This window comes from Arthrobacter sp. P4_F11 (assembly GCF_056401395.1).
On the sequence record NZ_JBFUJK010000019.1, the window covers coordinates 81714 to 105147 of the forward strand.

The 23434-nt window shown below is 68.0% G+C and carries 18 protein-coding genes; 12 read left to right on the forward strand and 6 right to left on the reverse strand.

Going from position 1 to position 23434, the window contains the following annotated elements:
* Window positions 1-311 precede the first annotated feature (311 nt).
* Window positions 312-1127: a methyltransferase domain-containing protein gene (locus tag AC1DRO_RS18670; protein ID WP_028275419.1), complete on the reverse strand. Its 816-nt coding sequence runs from the start codon at window positions 1125-1127 to the stop codon at window positions 312-314.
* A 142-nt stretch (window positions 1128-1269) separates the two neighbouring features.
* Here AC1DRO_RS18670 and AC1DRO_RS18675 point away from each other — a divergent pair, with 142 nt between their 5' ends.
* Window positions 1270-2658 carry an APC family permease gene (locus tag AC1DRO_RS18675; protein WP_476951975.1) on the forward strand — a complete coding sequence of 463 codons (1389 nt, stop codon included), beginning with the start codon at window positions 1270-1272 and terminating at the stop codon, window positions 2656-2658.
* Between the two features lie 15 nt (window positions 2659-2673).
* On the opposite strand, the gene AC1DRO_RS18680 is transcribed toward AC1DRO_RS18675, so the two are convergent.
* Window positions 2674-3252, reverse strand: a complete 579-nt coding sequence (locus tag AC1DRO_RS18680) for a MarR family winged helix-turn-helix transcriptional regulator (RefSeq protein ID WP_476951976.1) — start codon at window positions 3250-3252, stop codon at window positions 2674-2676.
* A 226-nt stretch (window positions 3253-3478) separates the two neighbouring features.
* Between AC1DRO_RS18680 and AC1DRO_RS18685 the strand changes: the two genes are divergently transcribed.
* Entirely contained in the window at window positions 3479-5713 is a 2235-nt protein-coding gene (locus AC1DRO_RS18685; protein ID WP_476951977.1) for an MMPL family transporter, read from the forward strand.
* A gap of 39 nt (window positions 5714-5752) precedes the next feature.
* On the opposite strand, the gene AC1DRO_RS18690 is transcribed toward AC1DRO_RS18685, so the two are convergent.
* The gene (locus tag AC1DRO_RS18690; protein WP_476951978.1) at window positions 5753-6715 is read right to left on the reverse strand and encodes an NAD-dependent epimerase/dehydratase family protein; all 963 of its coding nucleotides are present in this window, start codon (window positions 6713-6715) and stop codon (window positions 5753-5755) included.
* Window positions 6716-6838: 123 nt separating this feature from the next.
* Here AC1DRO_RS18690 and AC1DRO_RS18695 point away from each other — a divergent pair, with 123 nt between their 5' ends.
* The 8 genes from AC1DRO_RS18695 (at window position 6839) to AC1DRO_RS18730 (ending at window position 16026) form a co-directional block, all read left to right on the forward strand.
* Complete coding sequence (locus AC1DRO_RS18695) at window positions 6839-7636, forward strand: TetR/AcrR family transcriptional regulator (protein WP_476951979.1); 798 nt, start codon at window positions 6839-6841, stop codon at window positions 7634-7636.
* 91 nt (window positions 7637-7727) lie between these two features.
* Window positions 7728-8204: a hypothetical protein gene (locus AC1DRO_RS18700; protein ID WP_476951980.1), complete on the forward strand. Its 477-nt coding sequence runs from the start codon at window positions 7728-7730 to the stop codon at window positions 8202-8204.
* A gap of 340 nt (window positions 8205-8544) precedes the next feature.
* Window positions 8545-10407, forward strand: coding sequence for a molecular chaperone DnaK (gene dnaK / locus AC1DRO_RS18705; RefSeq protein WP_223915273.1), 1863 nt, complete (start codon window positions 8545-8547; stop codon window positions 10405-10407).
* 2 nt (window positions 10408-10409) lie between these two features.
* Window positions 10410-11081, forward strand: coding sequence for a nucleotide exchange factor GrpE (locus AC1DRO_RS18710; protein WP_028275424.1), 672 nt, complete (start codon window positions 10410-10412; stop codon window positions 11079-11081).
* Between the two features lie 313 nt (window positions 11082-11394).
* Window positions 11395-12378 (forward strand): DnaJ C-terminal domain-containing protein, encoded by a 984-nt coding sequence (locus AC1DRO_RS18715; protein ID WP_459385772.1) that lies wholly within the window; start codon window positions 11395-11397, stop codon window positions 12376-12378.
* A 15-nt stretch (window positions 12379-12393) separates the two neighbouring features.
* Entirely contained in the window at window positions 12394-12816 is a 423-nt protein-coding gene (locus tag AC1DRO_RS18720) for a heat shock protein transcriptional repressor HspR (RefSeq protein ID WP_028275425.1), read from the forward strand.
* A gap of 557 nt (window positions 12817-13373) precedes the next feature.
* A complete protein-coding gene (locus AC1DRO_RS18725; protein ID WP_476951981.1) occupies window positions 13374-13772 on the forward strand; it encodes a hypothetical protein in 399 nt (132 codons plus the stop codon).
* 91 nt (window positions 13773-13863) lie between these two features.
* Window positions 13864-16026 (forward strand): elongation factor G-like protein EF-G2, encoded by a 2163-nt coding sequence (locus tag AC1DRO_RS18730; protein WP_476951982.1) that lies wholly within the window; start codon window positions 13864-13866, stop codon window positions 16024-16026.
* 21 nt (window positions 16027-16047) lie between these two features.
* Here the strand turns inward: AC1DRO_RS18730 and AC1DRO_RS18735 are convergent, their stop codons facing one another.
* Window positions 16048-17457, reverse strand: coding sequence for an aldehyde dehydrogenase family protein (locus AC1DRO_RS18735; RefSeq protein WP_243180602.1), 1410 nt, complete (start codon window positions 17455-17457; stop codon window positions 16048-16050).
* A 349-nt stretch (window positions 17458-17806) separates the two neighbouring features.
* Between AC1DRO_RS18735 and AC1DRO_RS18740 the strand changes: the two genes are divergently transcribed.
* Window positions 17807-19276 carry an APC family permease gene (locus tag AC1DRO_RS18740; RefSeq protein ID WP_476951983.1) on the forward strand — a complete coding sequence of 490 codons (1470 nt, stop codon included), beginning with the start codon at window positions 17807-17809 and terminating at the stop codon, window positions 19274-19276.
* A gap of 148 nt (window positions 19277-19424) precedes the next feature.
* On the opposite strand, the gene AC1DRO_RS18745 is transcribed toward AC1DRO_RS18740, so the two are convergent.
* Complete coding sequence (locus AC1DRO_RS18745; RefSeq protein ID WP_476951984.1) at window positions 19425-20396, reverse strand: AraC-like ligand-binding domain-containing protein; 972 nt, start codon at window positions 20394-20396, stop codon at window positions 19425-19427.
* Window positions 20397-20522: 126 nt separating this feature from the next.
* Window positions 20523-21122, reverse strand: coding sequence for a TetR/AcrR family transcriptional regulator (locus AC1DRO_RS18750; protein ID WP_476951985.1), 600 nt, complete (start codon window positions 21120-21122; stop codon window positions 20523-20525).
* Window positions 21123-21240: 118 nt separating this feature from the next.
* Between AC1DRO_RS18750 and AC1DRO_RS18755 the strand changes: the two genes are divergently transcribed.
* Window positions 21241-23193, forward strand: coding sequence for a primary-amine oxidase (locus AC1DRO_RS18755; protein ID WP_476951986.1), 1953 nt, complete (start codon window positions 21241-21243; stop codon window positions 23191-23193).
* The last annotated feature ends 241 nt before the right edge of the window (window positions 23194-23434 follow it).

The following is a 23434-nucleotide window of genomic DNA, read 5'->3' on the forward strand; positions in this document are numbered from 1 at the left end:
GCGTGCAAGGAGCGCGCCCAAGACCCGCCAAGGGTTAGCCGTTGGACGTGTAGCCATCCGTGGCGGTGTCCCCGGGGCCGCCATGGCCGCCGCCGGGGCCGCCATGGCCGCCGCCGGGTCCGCCCTGGCCTTCCTGGGTTGCGGTCACCGTGAAGTTCGCAATCCAGCAGGACGGTGGCGCGCGTGAAACTCCTTTGCTGGGGCCCGGGCTTCCGGGCCGGCCGAGGATTCGGCCTGTAGCCAGCCTCAGGCGCGGAGTTATGGCTGCACTTTCGGCGGGCTGTGCCGGTGCTGTGACCGCTGGCCGCCGCTCACGCCCGGGCGATGACCTCGCCGTTGGGAATCAGGAACCAGCCGTCGTCGGTGGAGCCCCACCGATGCCAGCCCGCGGAAATCCGGGCCAGGTCCGCCTCACTGGCCAGGCCGTACTCAAGCGCCTGGTCGGCAAAGGACGAATGCAGCACCCGCTCGCCCCACACCCGGGCCTGCCAGCGCCGCTCATGCCCGGTGGCGTAGAGCCAGTTGCTGCTGGACGGCGCCACATCCGTGAAGCCGGCGGCCTGCGCCCAGGACACGAGCCGGCGGCCGGCGTCGGGCTCGGCACCATTGCGTCTTGCGATCCGCTGGTAGAGCTCCATCCAGTCGTCGAGCTCGGGGATGGCCGGGTACCAGCTCATGCCGTGGAAGTCGGCATCGCGCACCGCCACTATCCCGCCGGCCTTGGCCGCCCGCCGCATCTCCCGCAGCGCCGCGACCGGGTCCGTGAGGTGCTGGAGGACCTGATGGGCGTGGACGACGTCGAAAGATTCGTCCGGGAAGTCGAGGTCGTAGATGTTGCCCGCGGCAAAGCCGACGTTGTCCACGCCCCGCTCGACGGCGAGGGCCGCGGCCTGGGCGATGATGTCGGGGGAGCGGTCCAGGCCCGTGACCATGCCCGGCGCCACCAGCTCCGCGAAGTCGCAGGTGATGCTGCCCGGGCCGCAGCCGACGTCGAGGACGGAGGTCCCGGGCATCAGATGCGGGAGCACGAACGCTGCCGAGTTCTCCGCCGTGCGGGAGGCATGGGCACGGACCACCGACTCGTGGTGGCCGTGCGTGTAAACATCGTCAGGCTGCTGCGCACTCATAATGGAACGCTACCCTCCCGCGCCCGGAAAAGGATGGATCCCCAACTGCGGGTCAGCAGGCGCGCGCCCGCAGGCAGTTTTTTGCGGGTGGCCGTCAGTTTTGCCGCTTCCGGCGCAGGCGATTCTACGGATGAATGGAGGAGTGAAGATCAGCAACAGCAACAGCAACAGCAACAGCAACAGCAACAGCGGCAGTGCCAGCGGCGCCGGCAGCGGACTGGGCCTGTTCCGGGCCACCGGAATCTATGTCGGCGCGATCCTGGGCTCGGGTGTCCTGGTGCTTCCCGCCATCGCAGCCAAGGAGGCCGGCCCGGCGTCGCTCCTGGCCTGGGCCGTCCTGCTGGTGTTCTGCATTCCCGTTGCCTTCAGCTTCGCCGAAATGAGCCGCCAGCAGCCCGACGCCGGAGGGATCGCCCACTTCGTCAAGCGTGCCTTTGGTCGCCGCGCCTCGGTGGTGGCCGGGTACCTCTTCTTCTTTTCGATCCCCTTCGGCGCCCCGGCTACGGCCGTGATCGGCGGCAACTACATCGCCCACGCCGTCGGCGGCGGCCGGGACACCGCAGTCCTCGCGGCGGCGGTGATCCTGCTGGCCGCCTTCGCGAGCAACGCCGTCGGCATCAGGGTTTCCAGCCGCATGCAACTGGCGCTCATGGTGCTGCTGGTGGCACTGCTCGCGCTCGCCGTCGTGCTCGCGGCACCACACGCCAAAGCGGAAAATTTCCAGCCCTTCGCCCCGCACGGCTACTGGGCGGTCGGCGGTGCCGCGAGTCTGCTGTTCTTCTGCTTCGCCGGCTGGGAAGCCGTCTCGCACCTGGCCGGTGAGTTCCGGAACCCCGGGCGCGATCTCCGACGGGCCACGTGGCTCACGCTGATTGTGGTGGGCGCGGTCTACATTGGCGTTGTCGCCGCCTCGGTGGCCGTCCTCGGCCCGGAACTGCCCGCTACTGCGGTGCCCGTCGCGGCGTTGCTGGAGAAAGGGCTGGGCTCATTGGCGGCCCCGCTCACCGCGGTTGCGGCGGCGGTTTTGACGTTCGGCCCCATCAACACCTTCGTGGCCGGGGCCAGCCGGCTCGGGGCTGCCCTGGCGTCCGACGGCGTGCTGCCGCCCGCCCTTGCACGCGGTGCCGGGCGGGGACAGGTACCCGCCGCAAGCCTGGCAACTCTGGCCGTCCTGACCTTGCTGTCCTTCGCTGCCGCCGTCGCCGGACTCACCGACATGCAGTTCCAGATCGGCGCGGCCTCGGCGTGTTTCACGGCCGTCACCGCGTTTGGGCTGGCGGCCGGCATCCGGCTGCTGCAGCCGCGGACCGTTGCCTGGTACGGCGTGATCGTGGCGGCCGGGGTCATGGTGGCCGTCCTGATCTTCAGCGGCTGGGCGCTGGGGGTTCCGCTGGCACTGGCAGCGGCCGCCGTCGGCGTCGGCAGGCGCTTTGGCGGGACCTCAGAACAGGAAACGCTGCCGGAAACGGCGGCTTCGGCACTGGCGGAGTCGCTCCCCGGTCGCCGGCCGGAAACCGCCGCCCATCCGTGACGTCCGGGCCGCGGGTCAGCCGGGGCGCTGCCCCGGCGCTTGCTCCTGCCCTGGGCCGCGGGCCGCTTCCTCGCCCGCCCGGACAGTGGCATCGATCATGGAGTTCATGAACCGGGTGACGATCTCCAGTTCCTCCGGCGTGAAGTTCGCCATGGCTGCACCCATGTGGCGGGCCAGCGGCAGGAACATTGCGCCGCCGTCCCGGTAGGCCTTGGGCGTCATGCGCAGCTGCACCTGGCGGCGGTCCGCGCCCTCGCGCTCACGGACCACGTGGCCGGAACTGTGGAGCCGGTCGATCAGTGCGGTGGTGGCCGGGGAGCTGAGGTTCAGCTCTTTCCTCAGCACCCCTGGAGTGACAATCTGGTCCCGCGCCGCGTGCCGCATGATGACGGCGAGGGCGTTGAGGTCCGTGCGGTGCATGTCATTGCGGCCGCCGGCGGAGTCCACATAGCGGTTGGCTTCGAGGGTGAATTCCTGCAGGAGCCGGACGAGGGGCGGCGGACCGGCGGCTTCGGGCGGGACTGTGTTCCTGGGCGAGGCCGCGTCTTCGGATAGGCCTGCGTTTTCGGATAGGCCCGGGGATTCGGCTGACACGGCGGACCTCCTTCGTCCCTTGATCCTGCCCCCGCGGTCTGACCGCGGCAGGTCGGCGCTGTCGACGGCGCCTTCGGGAGTCTACTGCAGGGTCTGCGCAGCGGCCTGACGCAGGCTGTCTCTATTCTCCTCCGGTGCCCCGGCCAATGGGTTATCTCTATGATGGAGATAGTCTACTATGGAGTTGATCTCTGCTCCCACTCCGAGGCGCACCCTGGAAGGAAACATGAAAACGACTTCGTCCGCGGCGACCCGTGTCCCGTTCTGGCTGCGCTGGCTGGTCCCCGCAGTGCTCGTCCTGGCCTGGCTGGCCATCGCCGGCGTCGGCGGCCCTACATTCGGCCGCCTGAGCGAGGTGTCATCCAATGACCAGGCATCGTTCCTTCCCGCCGGAGCCGAGGCCACCGAGGCCGCGGACTGGCAGGCCAAGTTCAGGGACTCCAAGGAGATCCCGGCAGTGATCGTGGTTGAGAGTGACTCCGCTTTCACTCCGGACCAGCTCCGCGAGACCGCGGCCCTCAAAGGCAAGCTGGAGGCCCTGCAAGCCGGGAGTACGGTGATCGGTCCCATCCCCTCCGAGGACGCCAAGGCAGTCCAGTTCGTGGTGCCCATTGCTTCCTCGGCGGAAGTGAAAACGGTGGTCAAAGAACTGCGCAACGAGGTCCGGGCGTCCGCGCCGGCCGGAATGCAGACCTTCGTCACCGGACCGGCCGGGCTCACCGCGGACCTTGTGAGTGCCTTTGCCGGCATTGACGGCATCCTGCTGCTCGTGGCCCTGGGCGCCGTGTTCCTGATCCTGCTGATTGTCTACCGCTCCCTGCTGCTGCCCGTCATGGTGCTGTTCACCTCGGTCTTCGCGCTGTGCGCCGCGATCCTGCTGGTGTTCGGCATGGCCAAGGCCGGCTGGATCCAGTTGAACGGCCAGAGCCAGGGCATCCTGTCCATCCTGGTGATCGGCGCAGCCACCGACTACGCACTGCTGTATGTGGCCCGGTTCCGCGAAGCCCTGACCCACACCACCAACCGGACGGCCGCCGCCGTCACCGCATGGAAGGCGGCCTGGGAACCGATCCTGGCCTCCGGCGCTACGGTAATCATCGCGCTGCTCTGCCTGCTGTTCTCCGACCTCAACTCCAACAAGGCCCTCGGCCCGGTGGCGGCGGCGGGCATCCTCTGCGCGCTCTTCGCCGCCCTGACCCTGCTGCCGGCCCTGATGGCACTGCTGGGCCGGGCCGCGTTCTGGCCGTTCCGGCCCAAGCTGCTCCCGGAAACCGATCGGGAACCGGAACTGGTCACCGGCCTCGAGGGCCAGAAGGGACTCTGGCGGGCCACCGGTTCGCTCGTATCCCGCCGGCCGCGCACGGTCTGGGTCGCCTCGGTGCTGCTGCTCCTGGTAGCCGCTACCGGCCTCCTGCAGCTTAAAGCCAACGGCGTCGCCCAGACCGACGTCATCCTCACCGCCTCCAATGCCGTCGACGGGCAGGATGCCCTGGGCCGGCACTTCGACGCCGGGTCCGGCAGCCCTGCGGTGATCGTGGCCGACGAGGCAAACGCCCAGGACGTTCTGGCGAAGCTGCAGACCAGCGACGGCGTCGGAGACGCCTATCTGCTGGCCGAAGGCGGCGCCCCGGTCATCACCGGCGCCCCGGGCGCGCCGGCTGCCCCCGCAATCAGGGACGGGAAGGTCCTGATCAACGCGACGCTGAACCACGCCGCGGACTCCGCTGAGGCCGAAAACGCCGTGGTGTCGCTCCGCCAGGACCTGAAGAAGATAGACAGCGGTGTGCTGGTCGGCGGTGTGACGGCCACGGCGCTGGATACCAACACCACTGCCCAGCGCGACCTCGTCACCATCATCCCGGTGGTCTTGGGCGTCATCCTGGTCATTCTCATGCTGCTGCTGCGCTCGGTGCTCGCGCCGGTCCTGCTGGTCGCCTCCGTGGTCCTGTCCTATGCCGCGGCGATGGGCGTCTCCGCCTTCGTGTTCAACAATGTCTTCGGCTTCCCGGGCGCGGACGCGACGGTGCCCCTGTTCGGCTTCGTCTTCCTCGTGGCACTGGGCGTCGACTACAACATCTTCCTGATGAGCCGGGTCCGGGAAGAATCCCTCAAGCACGGCACCCGAGCCGGCATCCTGCGCGGCCTCGTAGTGACAGGCGGGGTCATCACCTCTGCCGGGGTGGTCCTGGCGGCCACCTTCGCGGCCCTCGGCGTCATCCCGATCATGTTCCTGGTCCAGCTCGCCTTCATCGTCGCGTTCGGCGTCCTGCTGGACACGGTGCTGGTCCGCTCGCTGCTGGTGCCCGCGCTGGCCTACGACATCGGCCCGCGGCTTTGGTGGCCCGGCAAGCCCGGCCGGCCCGGGCGCGGGGCCGCTGCCCGCGATGGCGCCCGGGTCACGCTGTCCGCCGAAAATCCGAAGGCAGATCCGGCTGAAAACGAGGAGGCCGGGGTCCGCTAGGCGGAACCGAAGACCGCAGCCGCCGTCACTGTCCGCCAGTCACCGCCCGCCGTCCCTCCACCAGGCGACGGTGGCGGCGGCTGCCTCGTCCAGCGGGGTCGGTGTCAGACCCAGGGCAGCCTGGCTCGCCATGGAATCCATGACGAAGGGGTGCTCGAACTGGTACAGGGTCTCGGCCAGGTCCCGCATATCCGGAGAAAACACTCCCATTGCCCTCACCGCCCACCCGGGAACTCCGGTAACACGCGGTGCCCGGGCGCCGGCCGCCTTGGCGAATGCCCCCGCGATCTCGCGCTGGGTCAGTGCAGGTCCGGTGGGCGCATGCCATACCCGGTTCCACACCTGAGGCCTGTCAGCCGCCGCAATCATGGCGGCTGCGAGGTCCGGAACGTACGTGAAGGAATGCGGCTGGTCCGCCCGCCCGATCACCTGCATTGGCTTGCCGGCCGCGACGGGCCGGACCATGCGCTCGCCGGCGTGCGAGTTGCGGACCCGCGGCCCGAAGAAATCGCCGGCCACCATGCTCACGGTGGTGGTGGGGGAGGCCGCCCGGGCTGCGAGCAGTGCGGTCCGGACTCCGCGCTTGCCGCCCTGCGCCTGCCGGGGGCTGTCCTCGGTCATGATGTTTTCCGGGGTGCTGTAGGAGTACAGGCTTTCCGGGAAGACCACGACGGCGCCCGCTGCGCCCGCCGCAGCGAACACATTCAGCTCGGCGGCCGGGAGTTCCCTGGCCCACACCTCGGCGTTGTACCGCGAGCCGTGGATGCAGTGAAAAACGGCCGCGGCGCCCTGGAAGGCCTCGCCGAGCCGGGCGGGCTCGGACACGTCGATCGACACTCGTTCCACCAGCGGGTGGGCGGGTCCGCTGCCGGACCTTGTCAGGAGGCGCACCCGGTGTCCCGCCGCTGCCAACTGTTCGGCGACGGTCCAGCCCACCGGGCCGGCCCCTGTGACGACGTGGAGCCTGGACGGTTGGTGCCCGGAGGCTGCAGGTTGGGACATTCCGATCTCCTTTTCAATAACGAGAGCAGTGCTCTCCCATTCAGGATGCGACACCGTTGCCGGCAAGTCAAGAGCGGTGCTCACATTTGTTGACAGTGCTCTTGGATGTGGAATGCTGGACTCATGCCAGAGGACAGGATTGCGGGCGCGACAGACGCCGGCGTTGCGGCCGGCCCGGCCGGAGCGGCCCCGGCGGCGGTGCGGCTGCGCACCCCGCGCGAGCGTGCCCGCGCCCAGACGGTGGCCGATATCGTCCGCCTGGGCCGGGAGCATCTGGCGCTGCACGGGGCCGCCGCGCTGTCCCTCCGTGCCGTGGCCCGTGATCTCGGGGTCGTCTCTTCGGCGGTCTACCGCTACGTGGAGAGCCGCGAGGAACTGCTGACCCTTCTGCTGATTGATGCGTACAACGAACTTGGCGATGCGGTGGATGCCGCCGTCGGGGCCGTGCCGGAGGAAGACTTCGGCGGGCGCTTCGCGGCGCTGGGCGGCGCGGTGCGGGACTGGGCGGTGCGCGAGCCATCGCGCTACGCCCTGCTCTTTGGCAGTCCGGTGCCCGGTTACCAGGCCCCGGCGGAGCGGACCACCGGCCCCGGGACGAGGGTGATTACGGCCCTCATTGGAATCCTCGACGGCGCCTTCCGGGCCGGGCGGCTCGCCGCGACCGGCCGGCAGGGTCCTGCCATGGCCGCCGGGCTGGCGGGGGACCTGGCGAAAATCCGCGCCGAGTTCGGCCTGGCGGTGCCGGATGACCTCCTGGCCCGCGGCGCACTGGCCTGGACCTCACTCTTCGGCGCCGTCAGTTTCGAGGTTTTCGGCCAGTACGGCCCAGGCACGTTCACTGCCCGGGAGGAGCTCTTCGGCCACCACCTCGCGGTGCTGGCCGACGTCGCGGGCCTGCCGGCGGCCGGCACTGCCAGGTAAACCAGGTTCCCCTGTTGCCCTGCCGTGGCGCTCGATAGACTGCCCCTGCGCCCGCACGGGCGCGCCAGATGCGTCCAGGAAGGATCCATCCATGTCTGAAGAGACCAGGCCTGAAGAGAACAGGCCTGCAGAGAACACGCCTGAAGAGAATGTCCCCGGAGAAGCGGCGGCGCGGAACGTCGATGCCGGTCCCGCGGAAGTTGAGGTAGAGGCCGCAGCACCTGAGGGGCAATACGTTGAGGGCGACTACGGCTCCGCCGGCACGGCCGGCCAGGTCCCGCCCACCGCCGTCGAGGGGGAGTACGCGGCGGGGGACTATGGCGAGGCCGGTGTGGCCGGAGCCGCCGTCGTCGGCGACGTGGAAGGCGACTATCCCGAGGGCGACTACGGCGAGGGCGGGGTCTCAGGTGAGCCCGCCGGCGTCGCCGGTGAGTCGGCCGGCGTCGCCGAGGAAGGTGAATACCCCGAAGGCGACTACGGCAGCGCCGGTACGTCCCGTCCCGAGCGATCCGCCCCGCCGGCAACGGGAGAGCCTGCCGACGGCGACGCCGCTCGGGGCGACAACTAGCGGGACCAAAAGCTGGCGGGACCAGCCGGCGCGGGCGCCGGCTGGTCCCCTCGCCAGGTCTGCGCCCCTGCGCCCAGCGTGCAGGTTCGCGCAGGGCGAAACGCCGCCCGGGACGCGCCGGAAGGGCTGGATTGAGGGGAATTTAGGCGGCGAGGAGTTGCCTCGGGCGGGACGGGTAAGCAGGGTTGAGTCGACTTCGCTCAACTTTAAATTGACTTATGTCCCCCTCTGGGTAAAGTTGAGTGTAGATCGCTCAATAACGGTCGGACCCACTGCGGTTAGAGCCACTGCGGGTCCGCGGCCATCTCCGCAAGATTCCTAGGAAGTAAGGAAACAATCCATGTCACGTGCAGTAGGTATTGACCTCGGAACCACTAACTCCGTCGTCTCCGTTCTCGAAGGTGGCGAGCCCACCGTCATTGCCAACGCCGAGGGTGGCCGCACCACGCCGTCGGTTGTTGCCTTCTCCAAGTCCGGAGAGGTCCTGGTCGGCGAGATCGCCAAGCGCCAGGCCGTCAACAACATTGACCGCACCATCGCGTCCGTCAAGCGCCACATGGGCACTGACTGGACCGTCGCCATTGACGACAAGAAGTACACGGCGCAGGAAATTTCCGCCCGTATCCTCATGAAGCTTAAGAACGACGCCGAGTCCTACCTCGGTGAAAAGGTCACCGACGCCGTCGTCACCGTGCCGGCCTACTTTAACGACGCCCAGCGCCAGGCCACCAAGGAGGCCGGAGAAATCGCCGGCCTGAACGTCCTGCGCATCGTCAACGAGCCCACTGCGGCCGCCCTGGCCTACGGCCTGGACAAGGGCAAGGAAGACGAACTCATCCTGGTCTTCGACCTCGGCGGCGGAACCTTCGACGTCTCCCTCCTGGAGGTCGGCAAGGATGAGGACAACTTCTCCACCATCCAGGTCCGCGCCACCGCCGGTGACAACCACCTCGGCGGCGACGACTGGGACCAGCGCGTCGTTGAATACCTGCTGAACCAGCTCAAGGTCAAGGGCATCGACCTCACGAAGGACAAGATTGCCCTGCAGCGTCTCCGCGAAGCCGCGGAGCAGGCCAAGAAGGAACTCTCCTCCTCCTCCAGCACCAACGTTTCCCTCCAGTACCTGTCCGTCACCCCCGACGGCCCGGTCCACCTGGACGAGCAGCTGACCCGCGCCAAGTTCCAGGACCTCACCAAGGACCTGCTGGACCGCACCAAGAAGCCGTTCCAGGACGTCATCAAGGAAGCCGGCATCAAGCTCTCCGAGATCGACCACATCGTGCTCGTCGGCGGCTCCACCCGCATGCCGGCCGTCTACGACCTCGTCAAGGAACTGGCCGGCGGCAAGGAGCCCAACAAGGGCGTCAACCCCGATGAGGTCGTCGCCGTCGGCGCCGCCCTGCAGGCCGGTGTTCTCAAGGGCGAGCGCAAGGACGTGCTGCTGATCGACGTCACCCCGTTGTCCCTGGGCATCGAAACCAAGGGCGGCATCATGACGCACCTGATCGAGCGCAACACCGCCATCCCGACCAAGCGGAGCGAAACCTTCACCACCGCGGATGACAACCAGCCGTCCGTGGCCATCCAGGTCTTCCAGGGCGAGCGTGAGTTCACCCGCGACAACAAGCCGCTGGGCACCTTCGAACTGACCGGTATCGCGCCGGCCCCCCGCGGCGTTCCGCAGGTCGAGGTCACCTTCGACATTGACGCCAACGGCATCGTGCACGTTTCGGCGAAGGACAAGGGCACCGGCAAGGAACAGTCCATGACCATCACCGGCGGCACCGCGCTGTCCAAGGAAGACATCGACCGCATGGTCCACGACGCCGAAGAGCACGCAGCCGAGGACAAGGCCCGCCGCGAGGCAACCGACACCCGCAACACGGCCGAGCAGCTCGCCTACTCCGTGGACAAGCTGATCGCTGACAACGCCGACAAGCTGCCCGAAGAGGTCAAGACCGAGGTCAAGGCCGACGTCGACGCCCTCAAGAAGGCCCTCGAAGGCACCGATGACGCCGCAGTGAAGACCGCGTTTGAGAAGCTGCAGGCTTCCCAGAGCAAGCTCGGCGAAGCCATCTATGCCCACGCCGGATCCCCCGACGGCGCCACCGGCGCGGAGGGTGCCCCCGCGGGCGAGCAGGCAGCCGGTTCCGATGAGGACATCGTCGACGCCGAAATCGTTGACGAAGACGAGAAGAAGTAATTATGCCGCACCACGGTAACGAAGAAGAGCACGGTTCTTCCGAGAGCCGGCGCGACGCGGAACAGCAGGAGAACGAGCCGCAGAAGCCGGTGATCCACGATAACCGCAAGGTTGATCCGAAGACCGGCCAGGCCCGCCACCCCGGCCAGGATCACGCCGCTGCCGCGGCAGACTCCGGGGACGCCCTGTCCCAGGCAGAGGACATCCTCAACAGTGTTGAGGTGCCCGCCGCGGAATCTGTAGCGCAGGGCGTTGACGCGGCCGCGGCGGAGGAGCTCAGGAATGACCTCCGCCGGCTGCAGGCCGAGTACGTCAACTACCGCAAGCGGGTCGAACGCGACCGGGCCGTGGCGGGGGAGATGGCCGTCATCGGCGTCCTGAACTCCCTGCTCCCGGTGCTGGACGACGTCGACGCCGCCCGCCAGCACGGCGACCTCGCGGACGGCCCCTTCGCCGCGATCGCCGCCAAACTGGAGGCTGCGCTGAAGACGTACGGACTGGTCCGCATCGATGAGACCGGCGTGGAGTTCGATCCGACCATCCACGAGGCCCTCATCCAGCAGCCTGGCACGGATATCGAAATCGATACCGTCAGCCAGGTGCTGCGCTCGGGCTACAAGTCCGGCGACCGTGTCCTCCGCGCGGCCCAGGTGATCGTGGCGGTACCGGCGTAGGTTGCGCCCACGCCTTCGCGGATAAGGGGGCCCCGCCCCTACGCGTGGTGGCAAAGTCCTTACGGACTTTGCCACCACGCTCCGGCAGGCCCGATGCCACTCCCGGGCCCCCTCATCCGCTCCGGCGTTCAGCGTTCGCGTCACCTAAGGTGAGATGATCACAAGCTCGGAGCGATGCATGGGCCCCGGGAGTGGCATCGGGCCTGTCGAAGCCGGGTGGCTTGGGATCGTAGATCCCGAGCCACCCGGCGAAGGGGCGGGGGCCCATGCATCGCGGAGAGTTCGTTAAGAACAGATTTGAAAGGAAACGCCATTGGCTAGCCAGGACTGGGTGGACAAGGACTTCTACAAGATCCTTGGTGTCGCCAAGGACGCTTCCGACGCCGACATCAAGAAGGCCTACCGCAAACTTGCCCGGCAGCACCACCCGGACACCAATGCGGGGAACGTCGCGTCGGAGAAGAAGTTCAAGGACATCTCCGAGGCCTATTCCGTGCTCTCGGATCCCGATGAGCGCCAGCAGTACGACGCCATCCGGGCCATGGGCGGCGGTGCACGCTTTGCCCCCGGCGGAAGCGGCGGGGCCGGCGGCGGAGCTGGCTTCGAGGACCTCTTCGGCGGGCTCTTTACCGGCGGCGGGGGCCGCCATTCGGGCGGTTACAGCACGGCCGGCGGCATTCCGCCCGAGTTCGCAGATCTCTTCGGCGGCGGCGGATTCGGCGGCGGGGGCCAGTCCTTCCAGCGGGCCCCGCAGAAGGGCTCGGACCGCACCGCGTCGACCTCGATCTCATTCGGCGGGTCCATCCGCGGCACCACGATCGGCCTGCGTGAACCGGACGGCGAGGTCATCGACGTCCGCATCCCGGCCGGCATCAAGGACGGACAAAAGGTCCGCGTCCGCGGCAAGGGGCAGTACGCGCCCGCCGGCAACGGCGACCTCATGGTCACCGTCTCGGTAAAGCCGCACGAATTCTACGTCCGCGACGGCGACAACCTCCGGATCCACGTCCCGGTCTCCTTCCCGGAGGCGGCCCTGGGCGCCGACATCGAGGTTCCGACGATCGACGGCGACACGGTCAAGGTCAGGGTTCCGGCAGGGACGCCCTCGGGCAGGACCCTGCGCGTCAAGGGCCGCGGCGTCAAGCACGCCAAAGCCACCGGCGACCTGCTGGTGACGATCGACGTCGCTGTTCCGCGGAAGCTGAACAAGGAAGCGGAGGAGGCCGTGAAGGCCTTCGCCACGGCCACCGCCAATGAGGACGTCCGCGCGGGCCTGACAGCCAAGGCCCGGCTCTAGGAACGGGATCCAGCCATGGCCATCGACTTCGACCAGCCGATCTTCGTCATCTCCGTTGCCGCGGAACTGGCGGACATGCACCCGCAGACGCTGCGCCAGTACGACCGGCTGGGCATCGTTTCGCCCAGCCGTGCCCCGGGCAAGTCGCGGCGTTACTCGCAGCGGGATGTGAACATGCTCCGCGAGGTCCAGCGGCTCTCCCAGGAGGGGGTCTCGCTCGAGGGCATCAAGCGGATCCTGCAGCTGGAGAACCAGGTGGCCGCCCTGCAGCGCCGGGTCGGCGAACTGACTGAGGAGCTGGGCCGGCGCCGCCAAGGGGCCGATTCGCGGATCTTCGCCGCAGGAACTGCCGGCGACGTCGTCAGCCTGGCCCGCGGCAAGCGTCCGCAGGCGCGGTCGCAGGCGCTGGTGGTGTGGCGGCCGAGGGGCATGGGCTAGGACTCATCGGCCAGGACACGCAGCTGTGCCCGGGACCAGTGGTCCCGGGCACAGCTGTTGTTGCGTCCTGTTGTTGCGTCCGGTGGGGGGCTGCCGTGGCCTACTTGCTGGCGGCGATGAGCTGGTCGACGGCGGCGCGTTCGCTGTTTCCCCAGGCTTCCCTGCTGAGCAGGGCGGCTTGGTGCCGGGCAGGTGTGCCGACCAGGAGCAACGGAGCAAGAAGTCTGTTTTTTGCCCGATCAGCCGGCCGGCGGGCTGTGGAGCGAATCCGCCGGGGCAAGTAGCGGCAGGAGCGAACCGAGTACACCGGAACGCAATCAGGTACCCGACCATCCGATAGTCGGGTACCTCATTTGCGTGACTTCATGCCCATTCCGCGCGTTGAATTGGAGTGTCAGAAAAGGCTGGCATGACACGCCTACAGCTCCTACGGGAAGCCCGGGCGCGGAGCCAGCGCAGGAGCAGCGTAGACGCCGGGGGCATCGCATGCATGATTCAACCGAGTATGATCCGTCCACTGCCGATTCTTCACGGCCAGCTTCTTTGACGGGCACGCCGTGAGCCCGGGGCTCCAGGCGGCCGTGCTGTTTGCCGGCTCCCTGCCGGGGCACATCCTGATGTCCCTGGGGCAGGCCCTGGTGGTCGTCTGCCTGTGCTTCGATTTCGTCCGCGCGGTCTCCGTGCCGCGATCCCGCAGCCGGTACGTCGCCAACACGTGGTTCCGGACACTTGCGCTGCCTTCCATCCTGGTCATGGCGGTCAGCGTGCTCCTCGATGCCGCCTCCGGCTCTTGGCCCGAGGTCGCGGCCGGAGTGTTCGTCCTGGTCGCTGTGATCTTCCGGTGGCACTATGGCAGCGACGAGGACAGCTGGTGGAAGGGCAAAGGCAAGGCCCTGGGCCGTTGGCTCCGGAACCGGGCAGCCTCCGGTTCCCTGGTTGCTCCGGCCACGGCCTGAAAAAGACCTTGCTGTCCGGGCGTCCCAGGGTGTCCAATCCTTAACACAAGGCCCTGCAGGGCACGAGTGGATGCGACGCCGGGAGGTTCTCATGCCGTCGAAAGGCGCCAAGACGCCGTCAAGGGGACCGGTCCGGGGTACGTCTGACCTCCGGCGGGCAGACGCCAACGGCGTCGCGCCGCCGGAACAGCCGGACAAGGTCCGCAATGTAGCACTCGTGGGGCATTCCGGTTCCGGAAAAACGATGCTCACCGAGGCACTGCTTGCCGCCACCGGAGCCATCACCCGCAAGGGCTCGATCGCCGAGGGCACTACGGTGAGCGACTCGGATCCTTCCGCCATCGCGCAGCAGCGCTCCGTGGCGCTCGCGGTGGTGCCGGTGATGGTGGGGGACATCAAGGTCAACCTGCTGGACACTCCGGGCTATACGGATTTCATCGGCGAGCTGAGGGCAGGGCTCCGGGCGGCGGATGCGGTGCTGTTCGTCGTCTCGGCCACCGACGATGTCGACGCAGCGACCACGGCGCTTTGGAGCGAGTGCCAGCGGCTCGGGATGCCGCGGGCCGTGGTCATCAGCCGCCTGGACCATCCGCGCGCGGATTTCGACGCCGCCATCGCCCGCTGCCGCCTGGCATTCGGCGACTCCATCCTTCCGCTCTACCTGCCGGTCCCCGCCGACGGTCCCGTCACCGGGCTGCTGGGACTGCTGACCGGCACGGTCTCCGACTACAGTGATGCGGAACCGGCGCCGGCCACCCGGGCCGCGACCGGCGTCGAACTCGCCGCCGCGGAGTCCGCACGGGGCGCGCTGATCGAAGGGATCATTGCCGAGAGCGAAGACGAGACGCTCATGGAGCGCTACCTCGGAGGCGAGGAAATCGCCCCCGACGTCCTGATCACCGATCTTGAGACGGCGGTGGCCCGCGGGTCCTTCCATCCGGTGCTGCCGGCCTCGGCGGAGTCCGGACTCGGCCTGTCGGAACTGCTCGAGGTCCTGGTGCGTGCGTTTCCGACGCCGGCGGAGCGCGGCGTCCCCGCAGCGACCGACCTCGACGGGGTGCCCGCCGGCGCGCTCGGCTGCGACCCCGACGGCCCGCTGCTCGGTGAAGTGGTCCGTACGACGATCGACCCGTTCCTTGGCCGCGTCTGCCTGGTGCGCGTCTTCTCCGGCGTGGTGCGGGAGGACGCCGCCATCCATGTGGGCGGCCGCGGAATGGCCGACCGCGGCCACGAGGACCACGACAGCGACGAGCGGGTCACCCACCTCTACTCGCCGCTGGGATCAGGACTGCGGCCAGTGCCGTTCTGCGTCGCGGGGGATATCTGCGCGCTGACCAAGCTGGGCACCGCCGAGACCGGCGACACGATTTCGGCCAAGGAGCTGCCGCTGCTGGTGGCCGCCTGGGACATGCCGGACCCGCTTATGCCGGTCGCCATCGAAGCCGCCACGCACGGCGACGAGGACGCCTTGGCCAGGAACCTGGGGAAGGTCACGGCCGGGGACCCGACGCTGCGGGTGGAACGCAACTCCGAAACCCACCAGCTGATCCTGTGGTGCATGGGCGAGGCGCACGCCGACGTCGTCCTGGGCAGGCTGCGGGACCTAGGGGTGAACCTGCAGAGCGTCCCGGTCATCACGCCGCTGCGGGAGACGTTTGCCGCGCCGGCCGCCGGGCACGGGCGCTACGTCAAACAATCCGGCGGCCACGGCCAGTACGCGGTGTGCGACATCGAGGTGGAACCACTCGACCGTGGCGGCGGGTTCGAGTTTGTCGACAAGACCGTTGGCGGCGTGATTCCCGGGCCGTTCATCACCTCGGTGGAAAAGGGCGTGCGGGCCCAGATGCAGAAAGGCGTCTCGGCCGGGTTCCCGGTCGTGGATATCAAGGTAACGCTGATCGGCGGCAAGACGCACAGCGTGGATTCCTCCGATGCTGCCTTCCAGGCGGCCGGGGCGCTGGCCCTCCGGGAGGCGGCCGGGGCAACCCGCATCCAGTTCCTGGAACCGGTCTCGTCCGTGACCATCAGCGTTTCGGAGGACCATGTGGGCGCCGTGATGAGCGACTTGTCCTCCCGGCGGGCACGCCTGACCGGAACCACCTCCGCCGGCGCCGACGGCACCGAGATCAGCGCCGAGGTGCCGGACCAGGAACTGTTGCGGTACGCGGTGGAGTTGCGGGCCCTGACCGCCGGCAGCGGCCGGTTCCGGCGCAGCTACCTGCGGCACGAACCAGTGCCGCAGGCGCTGCGCTGATGGCCCCTGCTAAGTGCAGCGTCAGCCGTTGATGACCTGCGGAACGCCGAGGGCCTTGAGGCCTTCGACACCGAATTCGAGTCCGTAGCCGGACTGCTTCGCGCCACCGAACGGGATGCGGGGGTCCACGGCGCCGTGCTTGTTGATCCAGACGGTGCCGGCCTCGAGCCGGGCCGCCACCTTGCGGGCTTCGGCGGGGTCGGAGGACCAGACCGAGGCGCCGAGGCCGACGTCGACGGCGTTGGCCATTACGATGGCCTCGTCCACGGTGCCGTAGCGGATGATCGGCAGGGCGGGGCCGAACTGCTCCTCCGCGACCAGCGGGTTGCTGTTGGCGATGTCCGCGACCAGGGTGGCGGGGTAGAAGTTCCCGGGCTGGTCGTTCTCCGGGTTGCCGCCGAGCAGGATCCTGGCGCCGGAGTCGCGGGCTGCCCCGACGAGGCCGGCGACGATGTCGAACTGCTGGCGGTTCTGCAGCGGGCCCAGGACGTTGGCCTCGTCGAGTCCGTTGCCCATGGGCATGGCCCGGGCGACGGTGGTGAGTTCCTCGCAGACGGCGTCATAGATGTCGGCGTGGACGTAGAGGCGCTTGAGCGCCGCGCAGGTCTGGCCGGTGTTGATGAAGGCGCCCCAGAACAGGCCCTCGGCGATCGCCTTCGGGTCGGCGTCGGGCAGGACAATGCCGGCGTCGTTGCCGCCGAGCTCCAGGGTGAGGCGTTTGACGGTGTCGGCGGAGGATTTGATGATGGCCTTGCCGGTGGCGGTGGAGCCGGTGAACATGATCTTGCCGATCGTGGGGTGTCCGGCCAGGGCCTCGCCCACGTCACGGCCGCCGGAGACCGCCGTGAGGAGGCCTTCGGGGAGTTCCTGGTTGAGGACTTCGACGAGGGCAAGGACGGACAGCGGGGTGTATTCGGACGGCTTGATGACGACGGCGTTGCCCATGCGCAGGGCTGGGGCGAGCTGCCAGACGGTGATCATCATGGGCCAGTTCCAGGGGCCGATCGCGCCGACGACGCCGATGGGCCGGTAGTGCAGTTCGGCGCGGGTTTCGCCGTCGTCCACCACGGTTTCGGGGTCCAGGGGCGTGCCGGCGGCGACGCGGAGCCAGGCGGCGCAGGCGCCGACCTCAAAGCGGGCGTTCGGGCCGTTCAGCGGTTTGCCCTGCTCGCGGGAGAGCAGGCGGGCGAGTTCCTCGGCGGAGCGTTCGACGGCGTCGGCGGCCTTGAGCAGCGCGGCGGACCGGGCGTCGTGGCCCAGTGCAGCCCAGGCCGGCTGCGCGGCGGCTGCGGCGGCGATGGCGGCTTCGAGGTCCTGAACGGTGTGGACCGGTGCTTCGCCGACCGGCTGTCCGGTGGCCGGGTCAAAGATCGTGCGGGTTTCCCCGGCCACCGGGGTGATCGAGGCGAGTAGGGCGTCGTAGGTTTCCATGGGGGTACTCCACATCGAGTAGGTCAGAGAACGCGGCCGGTGCGGCCTAAGAGTGCTGTTTCAAGCGTGCTCCGGCGAGGGGCCGAGGGGCTTGTCTATCCGCGAAGAGCTGTTGTGCGGGAGCGAACGGAACACCGAAAGCAATTTCCCGAGGCTGCGGACCGGAGGGCGTCCGGCCGGCCGTGCAGGCGGCGACGGCCCTGGTGCTGACTACGCTCAGGAACAACAACCGGTCGCTCAGCGACAACAGCGTGACGGGCGCCACCTGCCATGCTGGATTTCACGGTGCAACGCACCCCCATTTCCCAGACCGCCGTTCCCCAGACTCATGACCGTTAAGAAGGATCCGATGAGTATTTCAAATTCAGATTCCCGGACCGCAGAATCCAGCCCCCGCACGGAGCACTCCACCGCGCTGCGTGCCGGCAGCGTCGGCGTCATGGGCATTCTTTTCTTTGTTTTGTCAGCCCAGGCGCCGTTGACCGGAATCGTCGGGGCGTCACCGCTGGCCGCAGCGCTCGGCAACGGCGCCGGCGCCCCCGGCGCGTATCTGGTGGTGGGCATCGTCATCGTGATCTTCGCGGTCGGCTTCGTGGCCATGAGCCGGAAGATCCAGGCCAACGGCGCCTTCTACGCCTATGTCACCGCCGCCTTCGGACGCAAGGTTGGCGCGGGAGCGGCGTGGCTCGCGCTCCTCGCGTACAGCACAGTCCAGGCCGCGATGTATGGATTGTACGGCGCGGCGTTCTCGGGCCTCCTCGGATCTGCCGGGATCGTGGTCCCTTGGTGGCTTCTGGCCGCCATCACCATGGCGGGCGTGCAGGTGCTGGGCTCCCTCAACATCGAACTCGGGGCGCGGGTCCTGGCGGTGCTCGTGGGCCTGGAGGTCGCCATCCTGCTCATGTTCGGGTTCACCGTGCTGTTGCGGGGCGGCGGGCCGGAGGGGATCAGCCTGGCGGCGTCCTTCTCTCCCGCGGCGATCGGCGCAGGCGCCCCGGGCGTTGCCATCATGTTCGCCGTCGCCTCCATGTTCGGCTTCGAATCAACGGCCATCTACTCGGCCGAGGCCAAGGACGCCCACCGCACCGTAGCCCGGGCCACATACCTCTCGGTAGTCGTCATCGCGGTCTTCTTCTCCTTCATTTCTTGGATGCTGGTCAGCTACTACGGACCCTCGCATGTCATCGACGCCGCGGGCGCGGCCCTCGAATCGGGCGATTCCACCGCGTTCGTGCTGACGCCGATGGTGGAGCTGTTCGGGCCGTGGGCCGGAACGGTCACCGGCATGCTGCTCGTGACCTCCCTGCTGGCCGGCATCATCGCCTTCCACAACGGCATCAACCGCTACCTCCATTCGCTGGCCCTGCGCGGGTCGATGCCCCGCGGAGTGGCCCGGACCAACCGGCACATGGCGCCCGCCGTCGCTGCACGGATCCAGACCGTGGTCGCCTTCCTGCTCGTGGCGCCGTTCGCGGTGCTGTCCCTGGATCCTGTCCTCACCCTCTTTTCCTGGTTCAGCGGGCTGGCCGTGGCCGCGCTCCTGGTGCTCTACATGCTCTGTTCGCTGGCCGTCGTCGCGTACTTCCGGCGGGAAAGGGTGCCCGGCCAGCTCTGGCAGACCGCGGTGGCACCGGTGCTCGCCACCCTGCTGCTTGGCTGGGTCCTGTCCCTCGTCATCATCAACTTCACCGCTCTGATCGGCGGCAGTGCCGAAACGGCCGTGGGCCTGCTGCTGACCGTACCCATAGTGTTTACCGCCGGTGTGCTGGTGGAAATTGCCGTGGAGGGCAGGGCCGCGCGCGCAGGGGTCACTGTCTGACGGGCGGCGGTGGGCATCAGCAGTGGAAGCAGAGGGGGCGGTGCCGGACAGATCCGGCACCGCCCCCTCTGCCTTTGTAGTTTCCGCGGCGCCGACAACGGCGGTGCTGACGACAGCAGGTGCTCTCGGCAGGGGGTGAAGGCCAGGCTCAGGCGCCGCGCCGCCAGTCACTGGGGGACTCACCGAAGGCATCCCGGAAGGAGCGGCTGAAATGGGCCGCATCCAGGAAGCCCCAGCGCGCGGCCACGGCTCCGACCGGCATTCCGGCCAGGAGCGGATCGCGCAGTTCGCGGCGCGCCCCCTCCAGCCGCTGGGTCCGGATCCAGCTCGCCACGGTGGTCCCGGATTCATGGAAGACGTTGTGCAGGTGCCGGGTGGAGATGAAATGGGCCGCCGCGATGGACGCCGGTGACAGCATTGGATCGGCCAGGTGGGCATCGATGTACTCGCGGACGGATGCCGCCAACAGGGCCTGGGGTTTCATGCGGTCGGGGGACATGTCCAGTTCCGAATGCAGCATCGTGGAGACGAGATCAAGGGCGTTGGTGGCCAGCCGCGATCCGCTGGGGCCGCTCAGCGCCTCCAGGTTCTCAGCGAGGTGGGCAATGAACGGCCCGACGATGGCGGCGAGGCCCCCGTCGGAGGCCAAACGCACGGCCGAAAGCTGTGCGATGCACTCCGGCGGCAGGGACAGTGCGTCCCAGGGAAACATCAGCACCATGAGCCGTGCGTCGCCCTCGAAGGCAAGCGTGTAGGGGCGGCTGGTGTCATAAATGGAGAGATCTCCCGGATGCAGGACTGCCTCGCGGTTGTCCTGGATGAGGAGCCCGGTGCCCTGCAGCTGGAGGTTGAGCTTGAAATAGCGCTGGTTGGACTGCGCAATCAGCGCCGGTGTGCGGTGGACCTCATGGCTTGTGGAGGAGACCTCGACGAGTGCCATGCGGTCCAGCCTGCGGGCCCGTAAGCGGCCGTGGAAGTTGTCCGCATTTGCGCTCGAGGCGGCCAGGGGAACGAAGGATTCCGCGACGAGGTGCCGCCAGTGGTCGAAGGATTCTGCCGTGCTGGTTCGAACGTCCTGTCCCGTGGGACCGAGCGAGGGGCGGGCTGCAACTGCGGTCATAGGAGATCCTGACGCCGTCGTATTTCTGGGAGTGTGTCATGGGACACAGTCCTTTCAGGGTAGCGCCGCAGCCCGCCGCTGTCATCTTTTTTCGACAACCGGCGAAAAAAGATCGCCCGGGCCCAATTACCGGGCCTGGCAGCCCAGCAGGGTCAGGAAGCCCTCCAGCTGCTCGTTCAGCCCGAGTTCCACCTGGCCTTCCGGGGTGAGTGCCGCCGTAATCTGCGCGCCGAGCAGGAGGTTGAGCAGCTGCCCGGCCAGGGCGGCGTCGTCGACGGTAGTGGTGACGGCGCCGGTCTGCCGCGCCTCGGCAAGGAACCGCCGCATCGCCGCAAGCCACTGCTCCATCGAATCCCGGTGGATCCGGGCCTTGCCGGGGTCGTTGATGGCCTTCTGCCAGAACGGGATGACAATCCGGGCCTCATTGATCCGCTCCTCATCCAAGGGCAGCACCTCGACGCAAAACGACCGCAGGGCCGCCAGTCCGGCCTGCCCGGCGGTGACACCTGCGATGCGGTCGTTGGTGCGGTTGAAGACGTGCCCGAACGCGAAAGTCAGCAGGTCATCCTTGGTGGGGAAGTACGGCTTGAGGGCGCCGTTCGCGAATCCTGCCTCGAGGGCAATTTCCCGCATGGTGGCACTTTCAATCCCGAGCCGGGCGATGATCCGCCACGTGGCGTCGACGAGTTCAAGCCGCCGCTGGTCGTGGTCGACAATCTTTGGCACCGGACAGCTCCCCAAATATTTTTCGTCGGACTCTTGTGGCACAGCTTACATTTCCGTATTCTCTACAACTATAGAAAATAAAGTTCTGACCCGCCAAGGTCACCGAACGAAGGCCGTCATGATGACCGCACAAACTGACACCCGTACCCCTTACAGCCCCCACAGCCTGGCCACGGGCGCCGAAATCACCGCGGTCCAGGGCATCCTGCGTGCCGCGGGACTGCTGGGCGAGACCCGCCGCATCGCGTACCTCGGTCTGCTGGACCCCGCCCGGAACGCGCCGGCCGAAAGTGAGGACCGGCGGTTCCGGGTCTTCCTGCACGATGCCGCAGGGGGAAGGCCGGCCGATGTGACCGTTTCGGTCTCCAGCGGCACGGTGGTTTCCGCCGTCGAGCTGGACACGGCGGTGACCGGCGAGCTCCCGGTTCTGGAGGAGGAATTCGAAGTCGTCGAACAGCTCCTGGCCACGGACGAGCGCTGGCTCAAGGCCCTCGCCAGCCGCGGTCTGGACGTCAGCAAGGTCCGCGTTGCCCCGCTGTCCGCCGGCGTCTTCGAGTACCCGGAGGAAAGGGGCCGCCGGATCCTTCGGGGTCTGGCCTTCGTGCAGGATTTCCCCGAGGACAGCGCCTGGGCGCACCCGGTGGACGGGCTCGTGGCATATGTCGACGTCGTGAGCCAGGAAGTGACGCAGGTGCTGGACACCGGCGCCGTCCCGATTCCCGCGGAGCACGGCAACTACACCGATCCGGAGCTCACCGGCCCGATGCGCACCACGCAGAAGCCGATCAACATCACGCAGCCGGACGGGCCCAGCTTCACGGTCACCGGCGGCAACCACGTTGAATGGGAAAAGTGGAGTGTCGACGTGGGCTTCGACGTCCGCGAGGGGGTGGTGCTGCACAACCTTGCCTTCGAGGACGGCGGCCGCCTGCGTCCCATCATCAACCGCGCATCCATCGCCGAAATGGTGGTCCCGTACGGGGACCCGTCGCCGATCCGGTCGTGGCAGAACTACTTCGACACCGGCGAATACCTCGTGGGCCAGTACGCCAACTCCCTGGAACTGGGCTGCGACTGCCTGGGCGAGATCACCTACCTCAGCCCCGTCATCAGTGACGCCTTCGGCAACCCCCGCGAGATCCGCAACGGCATCTGCATGCACGAGGAAGACTGGGGGATCCTGGCCAAGCACAGCGACCTCTGGACGGGCATCAACTACACCCGCCGCAACCGCCGCCTGGTGATCTCGTTCTTCACCACCATCGGCAACTACGACTACGGCTTCTACTGGTACCTCTACCTCGACGGCACCATCGAGTTCGAGGCCAAGGCCACCGGCGTCGTCTTCACCTCCGCCTACCCCGAAGGCGGCTCGGCCAACATCTCCCAGCTCGCCCCGGGCTTGGGCGCGCCGTACCACCAGCACCTGTTCAGCGCCCGTCTCGATATGGCGGTCGACGGCCTCACCAACCGGGTCGAAGAAGAAGACGTGGTCCGCCAGGGAATGGGCGAGGGCAACGAACGCGGCAACGCGTTCTCCCGGAAGCGGACTGTCCTGGCGCGCGAGTCGGAAGCCGTCCGGGAAGCCGACGCGCGCAGCGGCCGGACCTGGATCATTTCCAACCCGGAATCACGCAACCGCTTGGGCGAACCCGTGGGCTACAAGCTGCATGCCCAGGGCCAGCCCACTCTCCTGGCAGATCCGGAGTCCTCCATCGCCAGGCGCGCGGCCTTTGCCACGAAGGACCTGTGGGTCACCCGGTTCGCGGAGGAGGAGCGGTACCCCACGGGGGACTTCGTCAACCAGCACGCCGGGGGAGCAGGCCTGCCGGCCTACATTGCCCAGGACCGCGACATCGACGGCCAGGACATCGTGGTGTGGCACACCTTCGGCCTGACCCACTTCCCCCGGATCGAGGACTGGCCCATCATGCCGGTGGACACGGTCGGCTTCAAGCTCCGCCCCGAGGGCTTCTTCGACCGGAGCCCCGTGCTGGACGTGCCGGCCAACGCTCAACAGTCCTCAAGCTGCCATGGCGATGGCAACGCCGGCGCACACTGCCACAGCTGATATGTAGGTGTTCTTGTCAATAGGGCAAGGGTGAGCGGTCCAGGGCTGGTTTGTCTTGGACCGCTCTTTTCGTATCCGTTCTTCGGCGTCGTCCGGTTGGCTGGCGCGTCATGTTCGACGAGGGAGCGCTGTCTGGCTGATATGCGCGGGTTGGTTACCGCAGGACGAGGTGTTCGGCTGGAGGGGTGCCGCTGGTCTAGGAATGTCGGGCGTCACCGGTGTTAGCCGGTTGTCCATAGTT

What these genes read in the sequence shown, in the direction of transcription:
- AC1DRO_RS18670 (WP_028275419.1), bottom strand. Translation starts at nt 1,127, where the DNA reads ATGAGTGCGCAGCAGCCTGACGATGTTTACACGCACGGCCACCACGAG.
- AC1DRO_RS18685 (WP_476951977.1), top strand. Translation starts at nt 3,479, where the DNA reads ATGAAAACGACTTCGTCCGCGGCGACCCGTGTCCCGTTCTGGCTGCGC.
- AC1DRO_RS18690 (WP_476951978.1), bottom strand. Translation starts at nt 6,715, where the DNA reads ATGTCCCAACCTGCAGCCTCCGGGCACCAACCGTCCAGGCTCCACGTC.
- AC1DRO_RS18695 (WP_476951979.1), top strand. Translation starts at nt 6,839, where the DNA reads ATGCCAGAGGACAGGATTGCGGGCGCGACAGACGCCGGCGTTGCGGCC.
- AC1DRO_RS18700 (WP_476951980.1), top strand. Translation starts at nt 7,728, where the DNA reads ATGTCTGAAGAGACCAGGCCTGAAGAGAACAGGCCTGCAGAGAACACG.
- dnaK (WP_223915273.1), top strand. Translation starts at nt 8,545, where the DNA reads ATGTCACGTGCAGTAGGTATTGACCTCGGAACCACTAACTCCGTCGTC.
- AC1DRO_RS18710 (WP_028275424.1), top strand. Translation starts at nt 10,410, where the DNA reads ATGCCGCACCACGGTAACGAAGAAGAGCACGGTTCTTCCGAGAGCCGG.
- AC1DRO_RS18720 (WP_028275425.1), top strand. Translation starts at nt 12,394, where the DNA reads ATGGCCATCGACTTCGACCAGCCGATCTTCGTCATCTCCGTTGCCGCG.
- AC1DRO_RS18730 (WP_476951982.1), top strand. Translation starts at nt 13,864, where the DNA reads ATGCCGTCGAAAGGCGCCAAGACGCCGTCAAGGGGACCGGTCCGGGGT.
- AC1DRO_RS18735 (WP_243180602.1), bottom strand. Translation starts at nt 17,457, where the DNA reads ATGGAAACCTACGACGCCCTACTCGCCTCGATCACCCCGGTGGCCGGG.
- AC1DRO_RS18740 (WP_476951983.1), top strand. Translation starts at nt 17,807, where the DNA reads ATGAGTATTTCAAATTCAGATTCCCGGACCGCAGAATCCAGCCCCCGC.
- AC1DRO_RS18745 (WP_476951984.1), bottom strand. Translation starts at nt 20,396, where the DNA reads ATGACCGCAGTTGCAGCCCGCCCCTCGCTCGGTCCCACGGGACAGGAC.
- AC1DRO_RS18755 (WP_476951986.1), top strand. Translation starts at nt 21,241, where the DNA reads ATGATGACCGCACAAACTGACACCCGTACCCCTTACAGCCCCCACAGC.